Origin of the sequence: Saccharothrix carnea, assembly GCF_003014735.1 — a bacterium.
Lineage (GTDB): Bacteria > Actinomycetota > Actinomycetes > Mycobacteriales > Pseudonocardiaceae > Actinosynnema > Actinosynnema carneum.
The window spans coordinates 22,946-40,369 of record NZ_PYAX01000016.1 but is presented as its reverse complement, the minus strand read 5'-3'; the positions used below and the strand labels follow the sequence as shown (position 1 = coordinate 40,369).

Sequence of the window (17,424 nt, the reverse complement as noted above, 5' to 3'; positions counted from 1 at the left end):
CGCTGGGGCAGCAGGCATCCGTTCGTCGACCACCCCGACGTGAACCCGCATTGGAGGATCGCGTTGATCACAGATCGTGTCTATGACTTGGTGCGGGATGACGTCTTCTTACGAATATCCGGATTGGGCGGCCTCAACCGCTTATACCTCAAGATCGAGGGCCTCAACACGGGCGGCTCGATCAAGCTCAAGACCGCCCGCGGCATCCTGGAGGGCGCGGAGCTGTCCGGTGTGGACTTGAGCCGGGTGCGCATCATCGAGTCCACGTCGGGCAACCTCGGCGTCGCGCTGGCCGTGATCTGCGCCGCGGAGGGCTACCGCCTGACGTGCGTCACGGACCCGAACTCCAACGCGTCGTCCGTCGCGGTGATGCGGGCGTTGGGCGCCGAGGTGGTGGTCGTCCGGGACCGCGACGAGAACGGCGGGTTCCTCGGCTCCCGGATCAACTACATCCGCGAGCGGCTCGAACAGGAGTCGGACCTGTTCTGGGCCAACCAGTACGCCAACCCGGACAACCCGCTGGCGCACGCGCGGACGACCGCGCCCGCCGTGCTGGACGAGTTCGAGCGGGTGGACCACCTGTTCGTCGGCGTCGGCACCGGCGGCACGTTGATGGGCGTCACGGACTACTTCCGGACGCACAGCCCGAAGACGCGGATCGTCGCGGTCGACACGGTCGGCTCGGTGAACTTCGGGTCGGAACCCCAGCGCCGGCTGATCCCGGGCCTGGGCACGAGCAGGCGTCCGGAGCTGCTGTCGCCGGAGACGCCCGACGAGGTCGTGCTGGTGCCCGAGGACGACACGGTGCGCGAGTGCCGGTGGCTGGCCCGCACGGCGGGTCTGCTCGCGGGCGGTTCGACCGGCACGGTGCTGGCGGCGATCCGCGGCCAGGCCGCCGAGATCTCGCCGGACGAGACGGTCGTGGCGATCTCGCCCGACCTCGGCGAGCGGTACCTGGACTCGATCTACAACGACGACTGGGTGATCGAGAACGGCCTCGGCCGGGCGCTCACGCCCGAACGGCCCCTGGAGGAGGGACAGCGCGATGTTCTCGTTTGAGGTCGTCCCGGGCAAGGTGGTCAAGGACATCCTCGACACCTCGATGCCCGACGTGGTGAACGTGGTCGAGGACGCCTACCTGCGTCACGACGACGGTCGCACGATCAACCCCGACAGCTACTTCCTGAGGTTCCCGGAGAAACCGGACGCGCGGATCATCGCGCTGCCCGCGTTCGCCGACCTCACGTCGGGGCAGGTCGCCGGCATCAAGTGGATCTCCAGCTTCCCGGCGAACGTCCGGCAGGACGTGCCGCGCGCGTCGGCGGTGCTGATCCTCAACGACTACGACACCGGCTACCCGCGGGCGATGCTGGAAGCCGCGTCGATCAGCGCGGCGCGCACGGCGGCGTCGGCGGCCGTGGCGGCGCGGGCGCTGGCCAAGCACGTGCCCGGCAACGGTGAGGTGGCCATCGTCGGCGCGGGCGTGATCGCCCGGACGATCGTGCGCTACCTGGCCGCGGTCGGGTACCGGATCGACCGGCTGAGCGTGTTCGACCTGCACGCCGGGTCGGCGGACCACCTGGTCGCGCTGGCCAAGGACGAGCTCGGCGTCGCCGCGGTGCGGGTGGCGTCGGTGGACGAGGCGCTGGACGCGCAGACCGTGGTCACCGCGACGACCGCCGCCACACCGCACATCTCGCGCCCGGTCGCACCGGGCCAGGTCGTGCTGAACATCTCGCTGCGCGACTTCGCGGCGTCGGTGGTGCTGGGCGCGCAGAACTACTTCGACGACGTCGAGCACTGCATGAAGGCCAACACGTCGCCGCACCTGGCGGAGCAGGAGACCGGGAACCGGGACTTCGTCACCGGCACGATCGCCGACGTGGTGCGCGGCCGGGCGCTGCCCGACCCGGCGCGCGGCGTGCTGGTGTCGCCGTTCGGTCTCGGCGTGCTGGACCTGGCGGTCGGGCAGCACGTGCTGCTCGCCGCCCGCACCCAGGGGTTGGCGATCGACGTGCCGGACTTCTTCGGCGAGACGCGGCGGTGGTGAACGACGTGCTGCGCATCGCGGTCATCGGAGTCGGCCCGCGCGGGCTGTCGGTCCTGGAGCGGGTGATCAGCCACACCCGCTCACCCGGTCCGCCGACGGAGTTGCTGCTGATCGAGCCCGGCGAGCTCGGCCTGGGCGTGCACGACGTCAAGCAGCCCGACTACCTGCTGCTGAACACGATCGCGTCGCAGCTGACCATCTTCTCCGACGAGCGGATGACGCCGGGTGCGCCGGTGACACCGGGACCGAGCCTGTACGAGTGGTGCCTGGAGCACCACGGACCGGTGCGGTTCGACGAGTTCCTGTCGCGCCGGCTGCTCGGCGAGTACCTCCAGTGGGCGGTGCGCGACCTGCTCGACCGCGTACCGCCGCGGCTGACCGTGCGGCACCTGCCGCTGGCCGTGGAGGACGTGCGGCCGGACGGCGACGGCGCGGTGGTGACCCTGGCGGACGGTTCGCGGCACCAGGTGGACGTGGCCGTGGTGACGACCGGTCACGGCTTGGCCGACCCCGCCCCGCTGACGGGCGGCGACCTGGTGGAGACGCCCTACCCGCTGCCCGTGCGGACCGACGCCGTCGCGGAGGGTTCGACGGTCGCACTGCTGGGCACCGGGCTGACCGCGATGGACGTCATCGCGGCGCTCACGGTCGGCCGCGGCGGCGCGTTCGACGGCGACGGCTACCGGCCCTCGGGGCGTGAGCCGCGGATCGTGCTGACCAGCCGGGCCGGGGTGCTGCCGTGCGCGCGTCCCCGGACCAGGCAGGACCGGGTGGCCGCGCCCGCCGAGCACTTCACGCCCGCGGCGTTGGCGGCGCTGCGCGAGCACGTGCCGGGCGGCCTGCTCGACTTCCGGCGGGACGTGGAGCCGCTGATCCGCCGGGAGGCAGTCGGCCGCATGGGTTCGGCGACGCCGGAGCAGGTGGCGGTGGTCGAACGCGCCCTGTCGCCCGTGCCGACGACGTGGGCGACCTACGAGGAGTACCGGGACGCGGTGCTCGGCGCCGCGCGGGCCGACCTGGCGGAGGCCGAACTGGGCTTGGGCGTGAGCCCGGTCAAGGAGGCGCTGGAGGTGCTGCGCGACCACCGGGAGAGCGTGCGCGCGGCGCTCGACCCGCCCGGCCTCACGGAGGACTCGCACCGGTACTTCATGGACGAGTACGTGCCGCTGGTCAACCGGGTGGTGATCGGTCCGCAGAAGGAACGGATCCAGGAGCTGTTCGCGCTGGTCGAGGCCGGTGTGGTCGCCCTGGGACCGGGTCCGAGGCCCCGGTTGGAGCGGGTCGGCGGGCGGTGGGCGCTCAGCTCGACCGGGCTCGCCGAGCCGCGCACCGTCGAGGTGGACCACGTGGTGCGCGCCAACCTGACCTGGCCGTCGCCGGACGGCCGCCTCGACCCCGTTGGCGTGGCGCTGCGGGCGTGGGCGGAGGTCGGCCCGGACCGGTCCGGGCGCCTCGTGCTGGACCGGGACGGCTTCGCGATCCCGCGCGGCGGTGCGCCGCGGTCCGCCGTCGCCGTGTTCGGCCCGCCCGCCGAAGGTGCCAGCTACTACAACCACTACGTGCCGTCGCCGGGAGTGTGGTCCCGCGCGCTCACCGACCTCGACCGGGTACTGGGCCCCGCCCTCCGTGCCGACAGGAGCCGCTGACGCGTCACCTGTCCCGAATCCGTGGCCACGAAGCCCGCCGGGCACGGCCACTGCCCTCACGAACCGCAACGAGAAAGTGACACAGGAACCATGCTGATCTTATCGCTCAAAGAGGGTCACGACGGCGGCATCACGGCCATCGAGGACGGCAAGCTGCTGTTCGCGCTGGAAGCGGAGAAGGACAACTACCCGCGTTACGACCGGCTGACCGGCGAGGTGATCGCACGGGCCGCCGGGATGCTCCACCGGGCGCCCGACGTGGTCGCCCTGGGCGGCTGGGTCAAGGGCCTGCACTCCATCGAGCCGCAGACCCGGGCCGGTTACTTCGGCGTCGGCGAGGGGTCGGTCCTCGACGAGGAGGGCACGTTCTTCGGCAAGAAGGTGCGCTACTTCTCCTCCACCCACGAGCGCTCCCACATCTACACGTCGCTGGGCATGGCTCCGCGCCGCACCGGCCAGGCGTACTACTCGCTGGTGTGGGAAGGCAGCATCGGCGACTTCTACCGGGTCGACGAGAAGGGCAACGCCACCCACCTCAAGCACGTCCTGGCCGACCCGGGCAACAAGTACGCCTACCTGTTCGCCCTGGCCGACCCCGGCTTCCCGGTGGGCACGGGCCTGTTCCGCTACAACGACGCGGGCAAGCAGATGGCGCTGACCGGTTTCGCCGAGGACGGTCCGATGACGGCCGAGGAGAAGGAGACCATCGACTTCATCCTCAAGCAGGAGCAGATCATCCTGAACCTGTCCAAGGACAAGATGTCCTGGTCGCACATCTACAACAAGGGCGTGGACTCGCAGGAGTACCGCAACACCGCGGCGAAGCACTCGCAGGCGATCTTCAACCTGTTCTACGACTACGCGTCCGAGCACATGAAGGAGGGCCTGCCGCTGCTCATCTCCGGCGGCTGCGGCCTGAACTGCGACTGGAACGCCCAGTGGCGGGAGAGCGGCCTGTTCGAGTCGGTGTTCGTGCCGCCGTGCCCGAACGACAGCGGCTCGGCCCTGGGCACCGGCATCGACGCCCAGTGGTACTACACCGGTGACGCGTCCATCGAGTGGTCGGTGTACTCGGGCGAGGACTTCGTGGAGGACGTCGAGCCCGACGCGGCGAAGTACGAGGTCCGCCCGCTGGTGCACGCCGACGTGGCGCGTTACATCGAGCAGGGCAACATCATCGGCTGGGCCCGCGGCCGCTACGAGATGGGTCCCCGCGCGCTGGGCAACCGCTCGATCCTCGCGGCGCCGTTCACCGAGGAGACGACGGTCCGGCTGAACACCATCAAGCGGCGCGAGGGCTACCGGCCGATCGCGCCGATCGCGCTGGAGGAAGACGCGCACAAGTGGTTCGCGGGCTCGGTGGTCGACCCGTACATGCTGTACTTCAACCGGGTGACGACGGACCGGCTCAAGGCCATCACGCACGTCGACGGCAGCGCCCGCACCCAGACGGTGACCCGCGAGCGCAACCCGCACATCGTCGACCTGCTGGAGGCGTTCCGCGACCTCACCGGCTTCAGCGTCCTGTGCAACACGTCGTTGAACAACAACGGCCGCGGCTTCATCAACCGCACGAGCGACCTGATCGCCTACGGCGAGAAGCACGGCCTGGACGGTTACGTGATCAACGACACGTTCGTCACCCCGCGCCGGGGCTGAACCACCCGTTCGGCTCCCGCAGCGGTGGCAAGTTCGGGCAAGATCGTAGCCACCCGGCGACTGCCTGTAAGGCCCGTGCCGCGTCCGACCCCGGACGCGGCACGGCGCACGCCGCATGCAACCTGCAAGGAGAGAAGTACCCGACATGACCACGTCCACGTCCACGCACGCCGAAACCCGGTCGCCGCTGTCGTTCGGCCAGGAGCAGCTCTGGTTCCTCGACCAGCTCACACCCGGGCTGACGACCTACAACATCCTGCTCGCGGCCCGGCTGCGAGGACCGCTGGACGTGCCGGTGCTGCACCGGTGCCTGAACCTCGTGGTCGAGCGCCACGAGGCGTTACGGGTCACCATCCACAACTCCGAGGGCACGCCGTACCAGGTCGTGGCGCCGCCGTCCGAGGTGGCGCTGGAGGTCGTCGAGCGGCCCGGGCTGGACGAGGCCGCGCGGGACGAGGTGATCGCCGAGGCGCTGCGGGAGCTGTCCACCAGCCCGTTCGACCTGGAGCAGGGCCCGCTGTACCGGTACCGGGTGCTGGCGTTCGCGCCGGACGACCACGTGCTGCTGCAGAACCTGCACCACATCGTCACCGACGGCTGGTCGTCCGGGATCGTGAACGCGGAGCTGGCCACCGCCTACCGGGCGTTCACCGAGGGCCGTGAGCCCGAGTTCGCCACGCCGGGCTCGCTGTTCACCGAGGCGGCACGGGCGCAGCGCGAGACCATGCAGGGCGAGACCCTGGAGGAGGAGCTCGCGTTCTGGGAGGACAAGCTCAAGGACCTCCCGACGCTGGAGTTCCCCACCGACCGCCCGCGCCCGCCCGCGCCGACCAAGTGGGCCGACTCGATCACCAAGCACTTGCCGGACGAGCTGCTGGTCTCGGCCCGCGCGCTGGCCGAAGAGCACGGCGTGTCGCTGTACATGGTGCTGGTGTCCGCGCTCAACGTGGTGCTCAGCCGCTACAGCGGCCAGGAGGACATCCCGATCGGCGTGCCGATGCTCGGCCGCGTCGACCCGGACGCCGAGGACGTCGTCGGCCTGTTCGTGAACATGGTGGTGCTGCGCTCGGACGTGTCGGGCGACCCGACGTTCGCCGAGCTGCTCCAGCGCACCATGGAGGCCAACTTCGACCTGTACGAGCACCAGGAGGTGCCGTTCCACCTGATCGTGGACCGGGTGCAGCCGGTGCGCGTGCCGGGCCGCAACCCGCTGTTCCAGGTGTCGATGCAGCTGCTGGGCGACGCGAACTCGGGCGGTGCGATCGACCTGCCCGGCATCACCGCCGAGCCGATCTCGCTGGCGTCCACCGGGTCGCGGTTCGACATGGCGATCGACTTCGTGGAGTCCGGCGACTCGCTGCGCGCGGTCGTGGAGTACTCGACGGACCTGTTCGACCAGTGGCGGATCGAGGCGCTGCTGGACCACATCGGCACGGTCGTGACGGCCGCGGCGCGAGACTCGTCGCTGACGCTGTCGCAGCTGCCCGTGGTGACGGAGGCGGAGCGGGCCGAGCTGCTGGCGCTGGGCCACGGTGAGGAGGCCGAGTACTCCGAGCTGCCGCTGCACGTGGCGTTCGAGCAGGTCGCCGCCGCCACGCCGGACGCCGTCGCGGTGGTGTGCCGGGGCGTGGAGATGACCTACGGCGAGCTGAACCGGCGCGGTGACCTGCTGGCGCGGCACCTGCGCGCGCTGGGCGTGACGCACGAGCGCGTGGTGGCCGTGGTCATCGACCGCGACCTGGACGCGTACGTGGCGATGCTCGGCGTGCTCAAGGCCGGTGGCGCGTTCGCGATGATGGACCCGAAGGTGCCGACCAACCGCCTCGACTTCATGATCCGCGACACCGGGGCGCCGGTCGTGATCAGCCGGTCGCCGCTGGCGTCCGTGCTGCCCGAGGGCGAGTGGGCCACCGTGCTCATCGACACCGACTGGCCGCGGATCGAGGAGATCGACGCCTCGGAGCCGCTGGAGGAGTGGACGACCCGCGAGTCGCTGGCCTACGTGCTGTACACGTCGGGCTCCACCGGCACGCCGAAGGGCGTCATGATCGCGCACCGCGCGGTGTCGTTCTTCTGCGAGGCGTACAAGCGGACGTTCGACTTCGGCCCGCAGGACCGGTTGCTGCAGCTGCCTGCGTTGAACTTCGACATGTCGCAGGGCGAGATCTGGACGGCGTTCCTGGTCGGTGCCCGGGTGGTCGCCGTCTCGCCGGACGACGCCCAGTCGCCGGAGGCGCTGACCGCGCTGCTGCGCGAGCAGAAGGTCACCTACGCCGGTCTGCCGCCCGCCATGCAGTCGGTGATGGAACCCGAGCCGTACCCGGACCTGAAGTACGTGATGGGTGGCGCGGAGGTCCTGCCGCCCGAGCTGGTCAACAAGTGGAACCTGCCCGGCCGCAAGTACCTCAACCTGTACGGCCCGACCGAGTGCGCCATCGGCCAGACCGAGTACCACGTCGAGCAGATCGAGTGGAAGACGCCGCCGCCCATCGGCCGTCCCCAGCTCAACCGGCAGGTCTACATCGTCGACCGGTTCGACAACCTGGTGCCCAAGGGCGTCAACGGCGAGCTGCTGATCGGCGGCGCCGAGGGCGGCCTGGCGCGCGGCTACCTGAACCAGCCGGAGATGACCGCCGAGAAGTTCATCACCGACCCGTTCGAGCCGACCAGCAAGGTCTACCGCAGCGGTGACCTGGTGCGGTGGAGCAAGGACGGCCAGATCGAGTTCCTCGGCCGCATCGACAACCAGGTGAAGCTGCGCGGCCTGCGCATCGAGCTGGGCGAGATCGAGACGGCCTTGCAGGCCCACCCCGGCGTGCTGCGGGCCGTCGTGCTCATGCGCCCGGACAAGCGCGGCGAGAACCGCCTCGTCGGCTACTACACGTCGGTCGCCGAGCCGCCGTCGGTGGAGGCGCTGCGCGAGCACCTGGCCGAGTCGCTGCCGGACTACATGGTGCCGACGGCGTGGGTCGCGCTGGACAAGTTCCCGATGAACAACGACGGTTGGAAGATCAACCGCAACGCGCTGCCGGACCCGGTCGAGGACACCGACCGCGACTTCGCCGCACCGACCACCCCCACCGAGATCGAGGTGGCCAGGTGCTTCGCCGAGGTGCTCGGCGTCGAGCGGATCGGCGTCAACGACAGCATCTTCGACACCGGCGGCAACTCGTTGCAGGCCCTGCGGCTGGCGAGCCGGATCAACAAGACGTTCAAGATCCGCATCACCGTCCGGCTGCTGTACGGCAACGCCACCGTGGGCGCCATCTCGCAGATCGTGGACGAGATGGTGAAGGCGAAGGCGAATGGCTGACCTGGAGCGGATCGTGCCGCTGCACACCGGCGGCGACCTGCCGCCGCTGTTCTGCGTGCACGCGGTGTCGGGTTCGGCGTACGCGTACTCCGGGCTCTCCCGCCTGCTCGGCGACCGACCGGTCTACGGCTTCGAGGCACCGGGGTTCGACAACGACCGCGCCCCGGTGCCGTCGCTGCCCGCCCTCGCCGAGGAGTACGTCGAGATCCTGCGCGAGTTCCAGCCCGAGGGGCCGTACCGGCTCCTGGGCTGGTCCCTCGGCGGGCTGGTGGCGTTCGAGATGGCGAAGCGGCTGGGCTCCGACGTGGAGCTGCTGTTCCTGGTGGACGCGGGCATGCCGACCGTGATGGACCTCCCGCCCGAGCGGGAGACCCTGGTGCGGTACATCCGCGACATGGCGGGCACTTCCGACCAGTCGCCGCCCGGCCTGGACGAGCTCGCCGCGGGCTGGCCGGAGGACCCGGACCCCGAGACGGTGTTCGAGCAGGTCGAGGCGGCCGGGATCCTGCCCGAGGAGATCGACGCCTACGTGCTCGGCGACCAGTACGCGGTGTTCCACGCGCTGCTGGAGGCGTTCTACTCCATCGAGGTCACCGGCACGCACGCCGGACCGTCCGTGCACGTCCTGGCGGAGCGCTCCCCCGCCGAGGACATGCGCTGGGGACGGCTGCTGCCCGACCTGGTCGAGCACACCGTCCCCGACAGCACCCACCACTCGATCTGGACCGGCGACGCCCTCGCGGAGCTGGCCCGGCTCGTCCGCAAGCACCTCGGCGACTAGGAACAGGTCCGTGTCCATCACCGATCCCGAGCACCAGACCGCCGAACCCGGGAAAAAAGAGAAGAGCCTCTGGCACAACGGGGACTTCCTGAAGTTCTGGGTCGGCGAGACGGTCTCGCTGCTCGGCACCCAGGTCACCATCCTGGCCCTGCCGCTGACCGCCATCCACTCGCTGAACGCCACCGACACCCAGGTCGGCGTGCTGCGGTTCGTCCAGCTCGCCCCTTACCTGGGGTTGGCGCTGCTGCTCGGGATCTGGGTGGACCGCGTGCGCCGGCGGCAGGTGATGCTGTGGACGAACATCGCCCGGATGGTGCTGATCGGCTTCATCCCGCTGCTGTACGCGCTGGACCTGCTGTCCATCCCGGCACTGCTGGTCATCGCGTGCTTCATCGGCGTGGCGTCGGTGCTGTTCGACCTCAGCTGGATGTCGTACGTGCCGACGCTGGTGAAGAAGCCGGAGCACTACGTCGAGGCGAGCGCCAAGATGGGCATCAGCTCGTCCACGGCGGACGTCGCGGGTCCCGGTATCGCGGGCCTCGTCGTGGCGTGGCTGACCGCGCCCGTCGCGCTGGCCGTGCAGACCGGCACGTACCTGGTGTCGGTCGTCTCGCTGCTGCTGATCCGCACCGAGGAGCCCAAGCCGCCGAGGCCGGAGGAGCGGCACGCGTTGCGGGAGCTGAAGGAGGGCGTGGTCTGGGTGTTCGGCAAGCCGCTGCTGCGGTGGCTGGCCATCATCGGGTTCTGCTGCAACTTCTCGATGATCACCACCTGGACCATGTTCCTGCTCTACGGCACCCGCACGCTCGGGCTCGACTCCACGACGCTGGGCCTGATCTTCGGCACGGCGTCGGTCGGCGGCCTGATCGGGGCCATCGTGTCCCGGCGGGTCGTCGGGCGGTTCCCCATCGGCCCGACGTACTTCATCGCCCAGAGCGGCCTGCTCCTCGGGCCGCTGCTGATCGTGCTGGCGGGCGGGCCGACGCCGGTGATGATCGGCATGTTCATCGCCTCGTTCTTCACCACGTACCTGGGGCTGGGCATCGCGGGCGTGATCATCGTGTCGGTGCGGCAGACGTTGACACCGCAGTCGATGATGGGCCGCATGACCGCGTCGTTCCGCACGTTGCTGTTCGGCGGCGGCGCGCTCGGCGGCCTGGTCGCGGGCCTGCTCGCCGACGCCATCGGCGCGCGCAACGCGCTGGTCGTGGCGGCGATCGGGTCCGCGTTCGTGGTCGTCGGCCTGATCATCTCGCCGGTCAGCAGGCTGCGCGAGATGCCGGAGCCGGTGGCCGAGCCGACCGCGGCATGAGCGCGGAGGTCTCCAGCGACCGGGGGCGGCGGCACTTCCTGCGGGACGTGTCGCTGCCCTCGGTCGTGGCCGGTCTGCTCGCGGTCGTCGTGTCGTACTCCGGGCCGATGGTGATCGTCCTGGCCGCCGCCAAGGCCGGTCACCTCACCCCGGGCCAGACCACGTCGTGGGTGTGGGCGGTGTCGATCGGCAGCGGGTTGACGTGCGTGCTGCTGAGCCTGTGGACCAGGACACCGGTCGTGACGGCGTTCTCCACACCGGGCGCCGCCCTCCTGGTGTCCACTTTGGACGACCACCCGTACGGTGCCGCGATTGGCGCGTTCGTGCTGGCCGGCATCCTGACGGCGGCGGTCGGCTTCTCGGGGCTGTTCGGCAGGCTCATGGCCGTCATCCCGGCGCCGATCGTGTCCGGTGTGCTGGCGGGCATCCTGTTCGCCTTCGGCGTGGACGCCTTCCGCAACCTGGGCGTCGCACCGCTGGTCGTCGGCGCGGTCATCGTCGGCTACCTGGTGGTCAAGCGCTTCAGCGCCCGGTACGCCGTCCTGGGCGCCCTGGCCCTCGGCGTGCCGGCGGCGCTGGTCACCGGCACCCGCCTGTCATCCGTCTCGCTGGAGTGGGCGCGCCCGGAGTGGACCACCCCGCATTTCACCGCGGCGTCCGCGATCGGCATCGGCATCCCGCTGCTGGTGGTGACGCTGGCCTCCCAGAACGCACCGGGCCTGGGGGTGCTCCGGACCTCCGGCTACCCCACCCCCGACCGCCTCCTCATCGGCACGACGGGCATCGCCTCCACCCTGCTGGCCCCGTTCGGCTCGCACGCCATCAACCTGGCCGCCATCACCGCCGCCATCTGCACCGGCCCGGAAGCGCACCCCGATCCCCGGCGCCGCTACCCGGCGGCCGTGGCGTGCGGCGTGTTCTACCTGGTCGTGGGCACCTTCGGCGCCACCCTGCTGAGCGTCTTCCTCACCTTGCCCGGCCCCCTGATCGCCGCCGTGGCGGGCGTCGCCCTGCTGGGCTCGCTCGGCGCGGCCATCACCGACACCACCGCACTCGCCTCACATCGCGAAGGCGCCCTCATCGCCTTCCTCGTGACCGCGTCCGGCGTGACCCTCTTCGGCGTCGGCTCGGCCTTCTGGGGCCTCCTCTTCGGCACCGCGGCCCACTTCACCGTGACCCGGCGGAAGCCCTGACGCATCAGGTCGACTCCGGTGGAGTACGAGCGCTCTGCGCATTCACCGACAGGTCGCGACCTGAAGAATCTATATTTATTCGGGGTAATCGACCCGTGCAGTGCCAGTAAACTGCATGGTGCGCATTGTCGCCCCGAATCCGGATCGCGAGATCTCCGCATTATCCGAACGAACCGCTCCTCGACCTGCCCGACCGGTAGCGGGGCAGGCGGGTCTGGGCGGCAGCGTGTGGGTGAAGTGCCACCCGCACGCTGCCGCGGTGAGACCGGTGTGGGGGGTTACGGGTTGGAGACGGTCCAGGTGAACGTGGTCTGGCTGGGTGAGCCGGCGCCGTCGCTGGCGGACACGGTGACGGTGTAGGTGCCCGAGGCGGTCGGGGTTCCGGAGATCACGCCGGTGGCCGGCGCGATGGTCAGGCCCCAGGGCAGGCCGGTGGCCGAGTAGGTCAGGGTGTCGTCGTTGCCGTCCCACGCCTGGATCGCCAGGGATGCCACCTGGCCGCGGACCGCGGTGCGGGTGCCCGGGTTGGCGACGCGTTCCGGGAACTCGGCGCCGGCCAGGTAGTGGTCGATGGCCGTGCGCAGGTTCGGCAGCGGGCCGATCTCCAGGGTGCCGTTCTGCGGGGTGCCGGTGGCGATCAGGATCTCGCGGGCCTGGGCGGGCGACAGCGTCTGGCCGTTCGCCTCGGCCACGCTGAGCAGCGAGGCCAGTGCGGACGCCACGATCGGCGAGGCGCTCGACGTGCCGTTGAAGCCCGCGGTGTACTTGTCGTTCGCACCGGTGCCGTACAGGGCGCCGTAGCCGGTGGTGGTGACGCACTCGCCCCAGCCCTGCACGTCGACCCGGCTGCCGTAGTTGGAGAAGCTCAGCTTGGTGCGGGGCGTGCCGGTGCAGCCCGGTGCGGAGCCGGCACCGACGATGATCGCGCCGGAGTCGGGCTTGTCGGCCGGGAACCGGGCGCCGAAGCACGGGTTGTCGAGGCTCTGGTTGCCGTTGCCACCGGCCTCCACGACGTGCCGCCCGGACTGGACCGCGGTGACGATCGCGTCGTACACCGAGTCCCACACCTCCATGGGCGCGTGGTTGCCGCAGTGCACGACCTGCTGCTCGATGATGAGCACGTCACCGACGTCCACCGCCGCGGCCGCCGTGAGGATCGAGTTGGCCAGGTCGTAGCCGTACTCCATGTTGACGGCGTTGGTGTAGTGCAGCCCGGCCTCGGGGACCAGGCCGGTCACGCCGAACCCGTTGTCGTCGGCGCCGACCACACCGGTGACGGCCGTGCCGTGGTCGATGCTGGTCGGCGTGAAGTTCGGCGTGCCGTTGGCGATGAGGGCACCGGGCAACCGCAGCTTGGACAGGTCCTCGTGCTGGGGGTTCCAGTTCCGCTCCAGGTCGACGACCTTGACGTTGGCGCCCTTGCCGCCGGTGACGGTGCGCGCGTAGTCGGCGTCGATGCCGCTGCTGCTCGCCGGGTCCGAGTAGCCCTGCTGCCCGGAGAAGTCGGGCGTGACGGCGTCACTGCCCTCGGTCCGCTGGTACGCGACCTCGACCTCGGGCAACGCGGTCAGCTCCCGCGCCGCGGCCTCGGCGTCCACACCGGCGGCGAGCTGGACGCGGTGCCACCGCGCCAGGTCCGGCACCGCCCGGGTGCCCACCGGCCGCAGCTTGGCCAGTCGGTCGCCGAGACCGGCGAACAGCGGCGTCATCCTGGTGATCTCACGGTCGTCCAACACCTGCCGCACCGCCGCGACACCGGCCCCGGAGGACAGCTTCACCTCGATGACGGCACCCGGTTGTGCCGCGGCGGCAGCGGGCACGGGAAGCGCAGCGGCGCCCGCGCCCGCCAAGAGCGCGGCGGCCAACAATGACAACGGCTTCTTCCGCACGGAGTAACCCCTTCGTCAAATGACTACTGGCGAGGGTTCGTGGCACCGTCGAGGGTTCGCGCTGACGCGCGCGCGAATCATCCCCGCGCATCAGCCATGCACGGAGAAAACTTCGCGGACCAACCCCCAGTGTTGCCCCCAGTGCCTCCACTTCAGCGCACTTCGGCGTCGTTGTCCAGCGTCCGTCATCAAATAGGCCGTTCAGCCCATCGCCGCTGACCGCCGAAGCCGACCGGCTCATTTTCCGGCGTTCAAAAACGACGAGCATGCCGCCGGAATGGCCGGGTGGGATTGCGGCCCGGTTCGTCGGTGTCGGGTCCTCAGCCGGTGGGGGTGACCGGCGGGTGCGGCGTCAGCGCCACTCGGTGACGGTGACTTCGTCGCCGACGGCGATGTCGCCGGGGGTGAGCACGGCCGCCTTCAGGCCGAAGCTGACGCCGTCTGGTTCACGGCGGTAGTCGGCCAGGGTGCGCAACGGCTCGGGACCGACGCGCACGCCGGTCGTCTGGTCCACGAGCGTGACCGCGCAGCGGATGGCCAGCTCACCGAAGCCGATCTCGGTGCCGCCGACCGTCATCCGGGCGACCCGGTCCTCGGTGTGCGGCTCGGGCCAGCCGCTGATCACGATGTTGGGCCGGAACCGGTCCATCGGCACGGGATTCGCGCCGCGCGCGGTGATCCGCGCGTTCAGACCGTCCAGTGTGGACAGTGACAGGACCAGCAGCGCGCTCGGGTCGACCCCGTCCCGCGCCCGGTTCGTCCAGGCGGGCTCGCGCACCAGGCGGACCGGCTTGCCGATCGCGTCGGACAGCCACTCCGCCACCTCGTCGCCCTGGTCGATACCGGACCCGGGCCACTTGTCGACCTCCACCGGCAGGACCGGCCCGTCCTCCACCACGTCCAGCACCAGCTCGCCGGCACCGGGTGCGCTGAGCGCGAGCTTGGCGCCGTCGTGCAACACCTGGACCTGGACGGCGGCCAGCTTCGGCGCCTCGCCCTGCCAGACGATCCCACCGCCCGGCCCGACCGGTGCGAACAACCGGTCGTTGGCCAGCCCGGTCGGTGCGAGCGCGGCCCGTTCCACGACGACCCCGGCACACCCCTTGATCGGGTACAACGACAGCGCGGAAACGGTGGCCATGCGGCCAAAGTACCTCGCACCACCGGCCAGGCACCTGTGTTTTCGCATCGTTTCGCGGCGGCGGACCGAGGATCGGCGAGACGTGCACGCGACGCTCCGCCGACCGGTGGCCGGCACACCCGCGTTCGGCTCCGCCCACCGCCCGCCCCGCCTCGCTGGCTGAGTCGGCCGTGGTGGTGGCCGTGGTGGTGGCGGCGGTGGCGGCCAGCCTGTGGCCGGCGCTAGGCGTTTGCGCGGCGCAGGCGTTCGGTTGCCTGTGTGCGAACGGCGTCACCGGATATCGGGCGGTCGCCGTGGAGGGCTTCCCAGCGGGCGTTGTGCGTTGCCGGCCACAGGCTGGCCGCCCAGGCGACCTCCTGCTCCTCCGCGGTGAACCGGCGGCCCCGCAGGTCCTGGTAGGCCGCCAGGAACGCGGCCGAGCTGTCGATCGGGGCCAGGGTCGGCGGTGAGTCGCTGGTGAACGCGCCGCAGGCCGCGCCGACCAGCGCCGCCTCCGGCTGCCACGCCAGGCTGTCCCAGTCGTGCACCGCCCACACCTCGCCGTCGCGCCAGCGGAGGTTCTGCGCCTCGAAGTCGGCGTGACCCAGCACGCACGGCAGGTCGGCCGCCAGCAGCCGCGCACGGGCCCGGCCGGCGGTGTCGACCACGTACCCCGGCACGGCGCTCTGGTCGCGTTCGTCGAGGAAGTCGATCGCCGGCCACAGCCCGGGATCCGCGTGGTCCCACCGCGCCCAACGCGGGTTCGGCAACGGCGGCGGGACCGTCACGTCCGCCAGTTCGGCCATCAACCGGGCGAACACCGCCGCGTAGCGCGCGGCGACCTCCGGCGAGTCGCCGCGCAGCAGGTCACCGCCGGGCCGGGACTCCTCGGCGTGCACGGCCAGCGCACCGACACCGACCACGGGCGTCAGCGGCCGGGCGCACGGGAACCCGCGCTCCGCCAACCGGGCCTGCGCGGCAACGCACGACGCGGCCCGACCGTCGTCCTCCCGCGCCTTCACCACGACGTCCCGCCCGCCGGACAGCCGCAGCCCGAACACCGCCGAGATCGACCGCCGCTCGAACAGAACGCCGACCGGCTCCTCCCCCAGCAGGTCCACGCACCAGGCCGACACCCAGCCCGGCAGGTCGTCCAACGTCATGGTGACGACTGTGGCACGTCCACGACCACCAGGTCCCACTCGGTGTCGCGGACGTGTTCGCGTGCCTTCTCGACCAGCGCGTCGGAGTCCGGGTACATCGCCTCGAACGGCTCCTGCACGGTGTCGACGGTCCAGGTGACGTGGTCGCTCACGCGGGCGCGCAGCCGCTCGGGGAGCACTTCGCCGAGCCGGTCCACGAGCAGCGCGGCCAGGCCGGGATCGGCCGACCTACCCGGACGGTCCCGGACCGGAGGTGCGCACCCAGTCGCCGGGTTCTTCGACGACGACGGCACCGTCCCCTGGTGACCGCGGACACCCGCGGGCTCAGGGCGGCGCAACGATATTCGTACCGGAGCGCTGACGGCCGCCACGTACGCTGCGGCGCGTGAAGAGAACAACTCCCGCCCTGCTCGCCCTCGCCGCGGTCCTGCTCGTCGGCGCGTGCGGTGGCGGAACCACGACCGCCGCGTCGTCGTCGGCGGGCACCACCTCCAGCACCACGCCGTCCGTCGACGCCGCCGCCGAGGAGAAGGCGGTCCGCCAGGCCTTCGCCGACTACCGGGACGCCGCCCGGGCCAAGGACGGCCTCGCCGCCGCCGAGCTGCTGTCGCAGGACATGCTGGACTACTACACCGAGGGCCGCGACCTCGCCCTCACCGGTTCCGCGGAGCAGGTGGCCGGCCAGGGTGCCACCACCGCGATGCTGGTCTACGTGATGCGCGCGGAGTTCGACGCCACCGAGCTGCGCGGGATGTCGCCCGAGCAGCTCGTGGCCGCCGCCGTGGAGAAGGGCCTGGTGAGCGAGTCCAGCCTGGACAACGTCGACCTGGGCGCGGTGACCGTGGACGGCGACACGGCGACGGCGGAGATGACCTCGCGCGGCAAGGACGCCGGTGTGGAGATGACGTTCCACAAGGAGGACGGCTCCTGGCGTTTCGACGCCCGTTCGCTCATGACGGCCGCCGACGAGGCGCTCAAGACCGTCGCCAAGCAGCAGGGCGTGACCTTGGAGGAATTCCTCGACACGACCCTCGGCACGCTTTACGGCGCGGAACGGGTCCCGGAGCTGAAGAAGCCCTTGGAGGGCTGACCTGCCCCTCTCCCACTCCGGTGTTCGGAGAAAGAGCTCAGGAAGATCAAAAGCGTCCTCGCCCGTCCCGCGAGGACGCTTTTGTTTTTCAACGACGGCACTCCCCAAGGTCGTCCCGATCGCGTCGTGCTCCCTCACCCCGTTCATCCGGCGACGAAGGCTCGCGCGCCACCACGGCGCGAGCACCTGACGGACGGCGCGGTGTCAG

The 17,424-nt window shown here is 70.9% G+C and carries 13 protein-coding genes; 9 read left to right on the top strand and 4 right to left on the bottom strand.

Features of this window, described 5'->3' with window-relative positions:
• Nucleotides 1-39 precede the first annotated feature (39 nt).
• The 8 genes from sbnA to B0I31_RS33260 all read left to right on the top strand — a co-directional run bounded on the left by sbnA (nt 40) and on the right by B0I31_RS33260 (nt 11,954).
• Nucleotides 40-1,059 carry a 2,3-diaminopropionate biosynthesis protein SbnA gene (gene sbnA / locus B0I31_RS33295; protein WP_425444445.1) on the top strand — a complete coding sequence of 340 codons (1,020 nt, stop codon included), beginning with the start codon at nt 40-42 and terminating at the stop codon, nt 1,057-1,059.
• On the top strand, nt 1,046-2,050 hold the full coding sequence (sbnB, locus tag B0I31_RS33290; RefSeq protein ID WP_106619380.1) for a 2,3-diaminopropionate biosynthesis protein SbnB: 1,005 nt from the start codon (nt 1,046-1,048) through the stop codon (nt 2,048-2,050). Before sbnA ends, sbnB begins: the two co-directional genes overlap by 14 nt.
• Before the next feature lie 5 nt (nt 2,051-2,055).
• Complete coding sequence (locus B0I31_RS33285; protein ID WP_181320646.1) at nt 2,056-3,696, top strand: FAD/NAD(P)-binding protein; 1,641 nt, start codon at nt 2,056-2,058, stop codon at nt 3,694-3,696.
• Between the two features lie 90 nt (nt 3,697-3,786).
• Nucleotides 3,787-5,355 (top strand): carbamoyltransferase C-terminal domain-containing protein, encoded by a 1,569-nt coding sequence (locus B0I31_RS33280; protein WP_106619378.1) that lies wholly within the window; start codon nt 3,787-3,789, stop codon nt 5,353-5,355.
• A gap of 145 nt (nt 5,356-5,500) precedes the next feature.
• A complete protein-coding gene (locus B0I31_RS33275) occupies nt 5,501-8,668 on the top strand; it encodes a non-ribosomal peptide synthetase (RefSeq protein ID WP_106619377.1) in 3,168 nt (1,055 codons plus the stop codon).
• Nucleotides 8,661-9,449 carry a thioesterase domain-containing protein gene (locus B0I31_RS33270; RefSeq protein ID WP_106619376.1) on the top strand — a complete coding sequence of 263 codons (789 nt, stop codon included), beginning with the start codon at nt 8,661-8,663 and terminating at the stop codon, nt 9,447-9,449. The genes B0I31_RS33275 and B0I31_RS33270 overlap by 8 nt, the downstream gene beginning before the upstream one ends.
• 10 nt (nt 9,450-9,459) lie before the next feature.
• Nucleotides 9,460-10,761, top strand: coding sequence for an MFS transporter (locus B0I31_RS33265; protein ID WP_219910920.1), 1,302 nt, complete (start codon nt 9,460-9,462; stop codon nt 10,759-10,761).
• Nucleotides 10,758-11,954 (top strand): benzoate/H(+) symporter BenE family transporter, encoded by a 1,197-nt coding sequence (locus B0I31_RS33260; RefSeq protein WP_106619375.1) that lies wholly within the window; start codon nt 10,758-10,760, stop codon nt 11,952-11,954. The genes B0I31_RS33265 and B0I31_RS33260 overlap by 4 nt, the downstream gene beginning before the upstream one ends.
• A gap of 278 nt (nt 11,955-12,232) precedes the next feature.
• Here the strand turns inward: B0I31_RS33260 and B0I31_RS33255 are convergent, their stop codons facing one another.
• The 4 genes from B0I31_RS33255 to B0I31_RS33240 form a co-directional block, all read right to left on the bottom strand.
• Nucleotides 12,233-13,843, bottom strand: coding sequence for a putative Ig domain-containing protein (locus B0I31_RS33255; protein WP_106619374.1), 1,611 nt, complete (start codon nt 13,841-13,843; stop codon nt 12,233-12,235).
• Between the two features lie 352 nt (nt 13,844-14,195).
• Nucleotides 14,196-14,984: an MOSC domain-containing protein gene (locus B0I31_RS33250; RefSeq protein WP_106619373.1), complete on the bottom strand. Its 789-nt coding sequence runs from the start codon at nt 14,982-14,984 to the stop codon at nt 14,196-14,198.
• A 221-nt stretch (nt 14,985-15,205) separates the two neighbouring features.
• Nucleotides 15,206-16,126 carry an aminoglycoside phosphotransferase/kinase family protein gene (locus B0I31_RS33245; protein ID WP_106619372.1) on the bottom strand — a complete coding sequence of 307 codons (921 nt, stop codon included), beginning with the start codon at nt 16,124-16,126 and terminating at the stop codon, nt 15,206-15,208.
• The gene (locus tag B0I31_RS33240) at nt 16,123-16,419 is read right to left on the bottom strand and encodes an ArsA family ATPase (protein WP_146174046.1); all 297 of its coding nucleotides are present in this window, start codon (nt 16,417-16,419) and stop codon (nt 16,123-16,125) included. Before B0I31_RS33240 ends, B0I31_RS33245 begins: the two co-directional genes overlap by 4 nt.
• Nucleotides 16,420-16,511: 92 nt before the next feature.
• Between B0I31_RS33240 and B0I31_RS33235 the strand changes: the two genes are divergently transcribed.
• Nucleotides 16,512-17,216 (top strand): hypothetical protein, encoded by a 705-nt coding sequence (locus B0I31_RS33235; protein ID WP_106619370.1) that lies wholly within the window; start codon nt 16,512-16,514, stop codon nt 17,214-17,216.
• Nucleotides 17,217-17,424 lie beyond the last annotated feature (208 nt).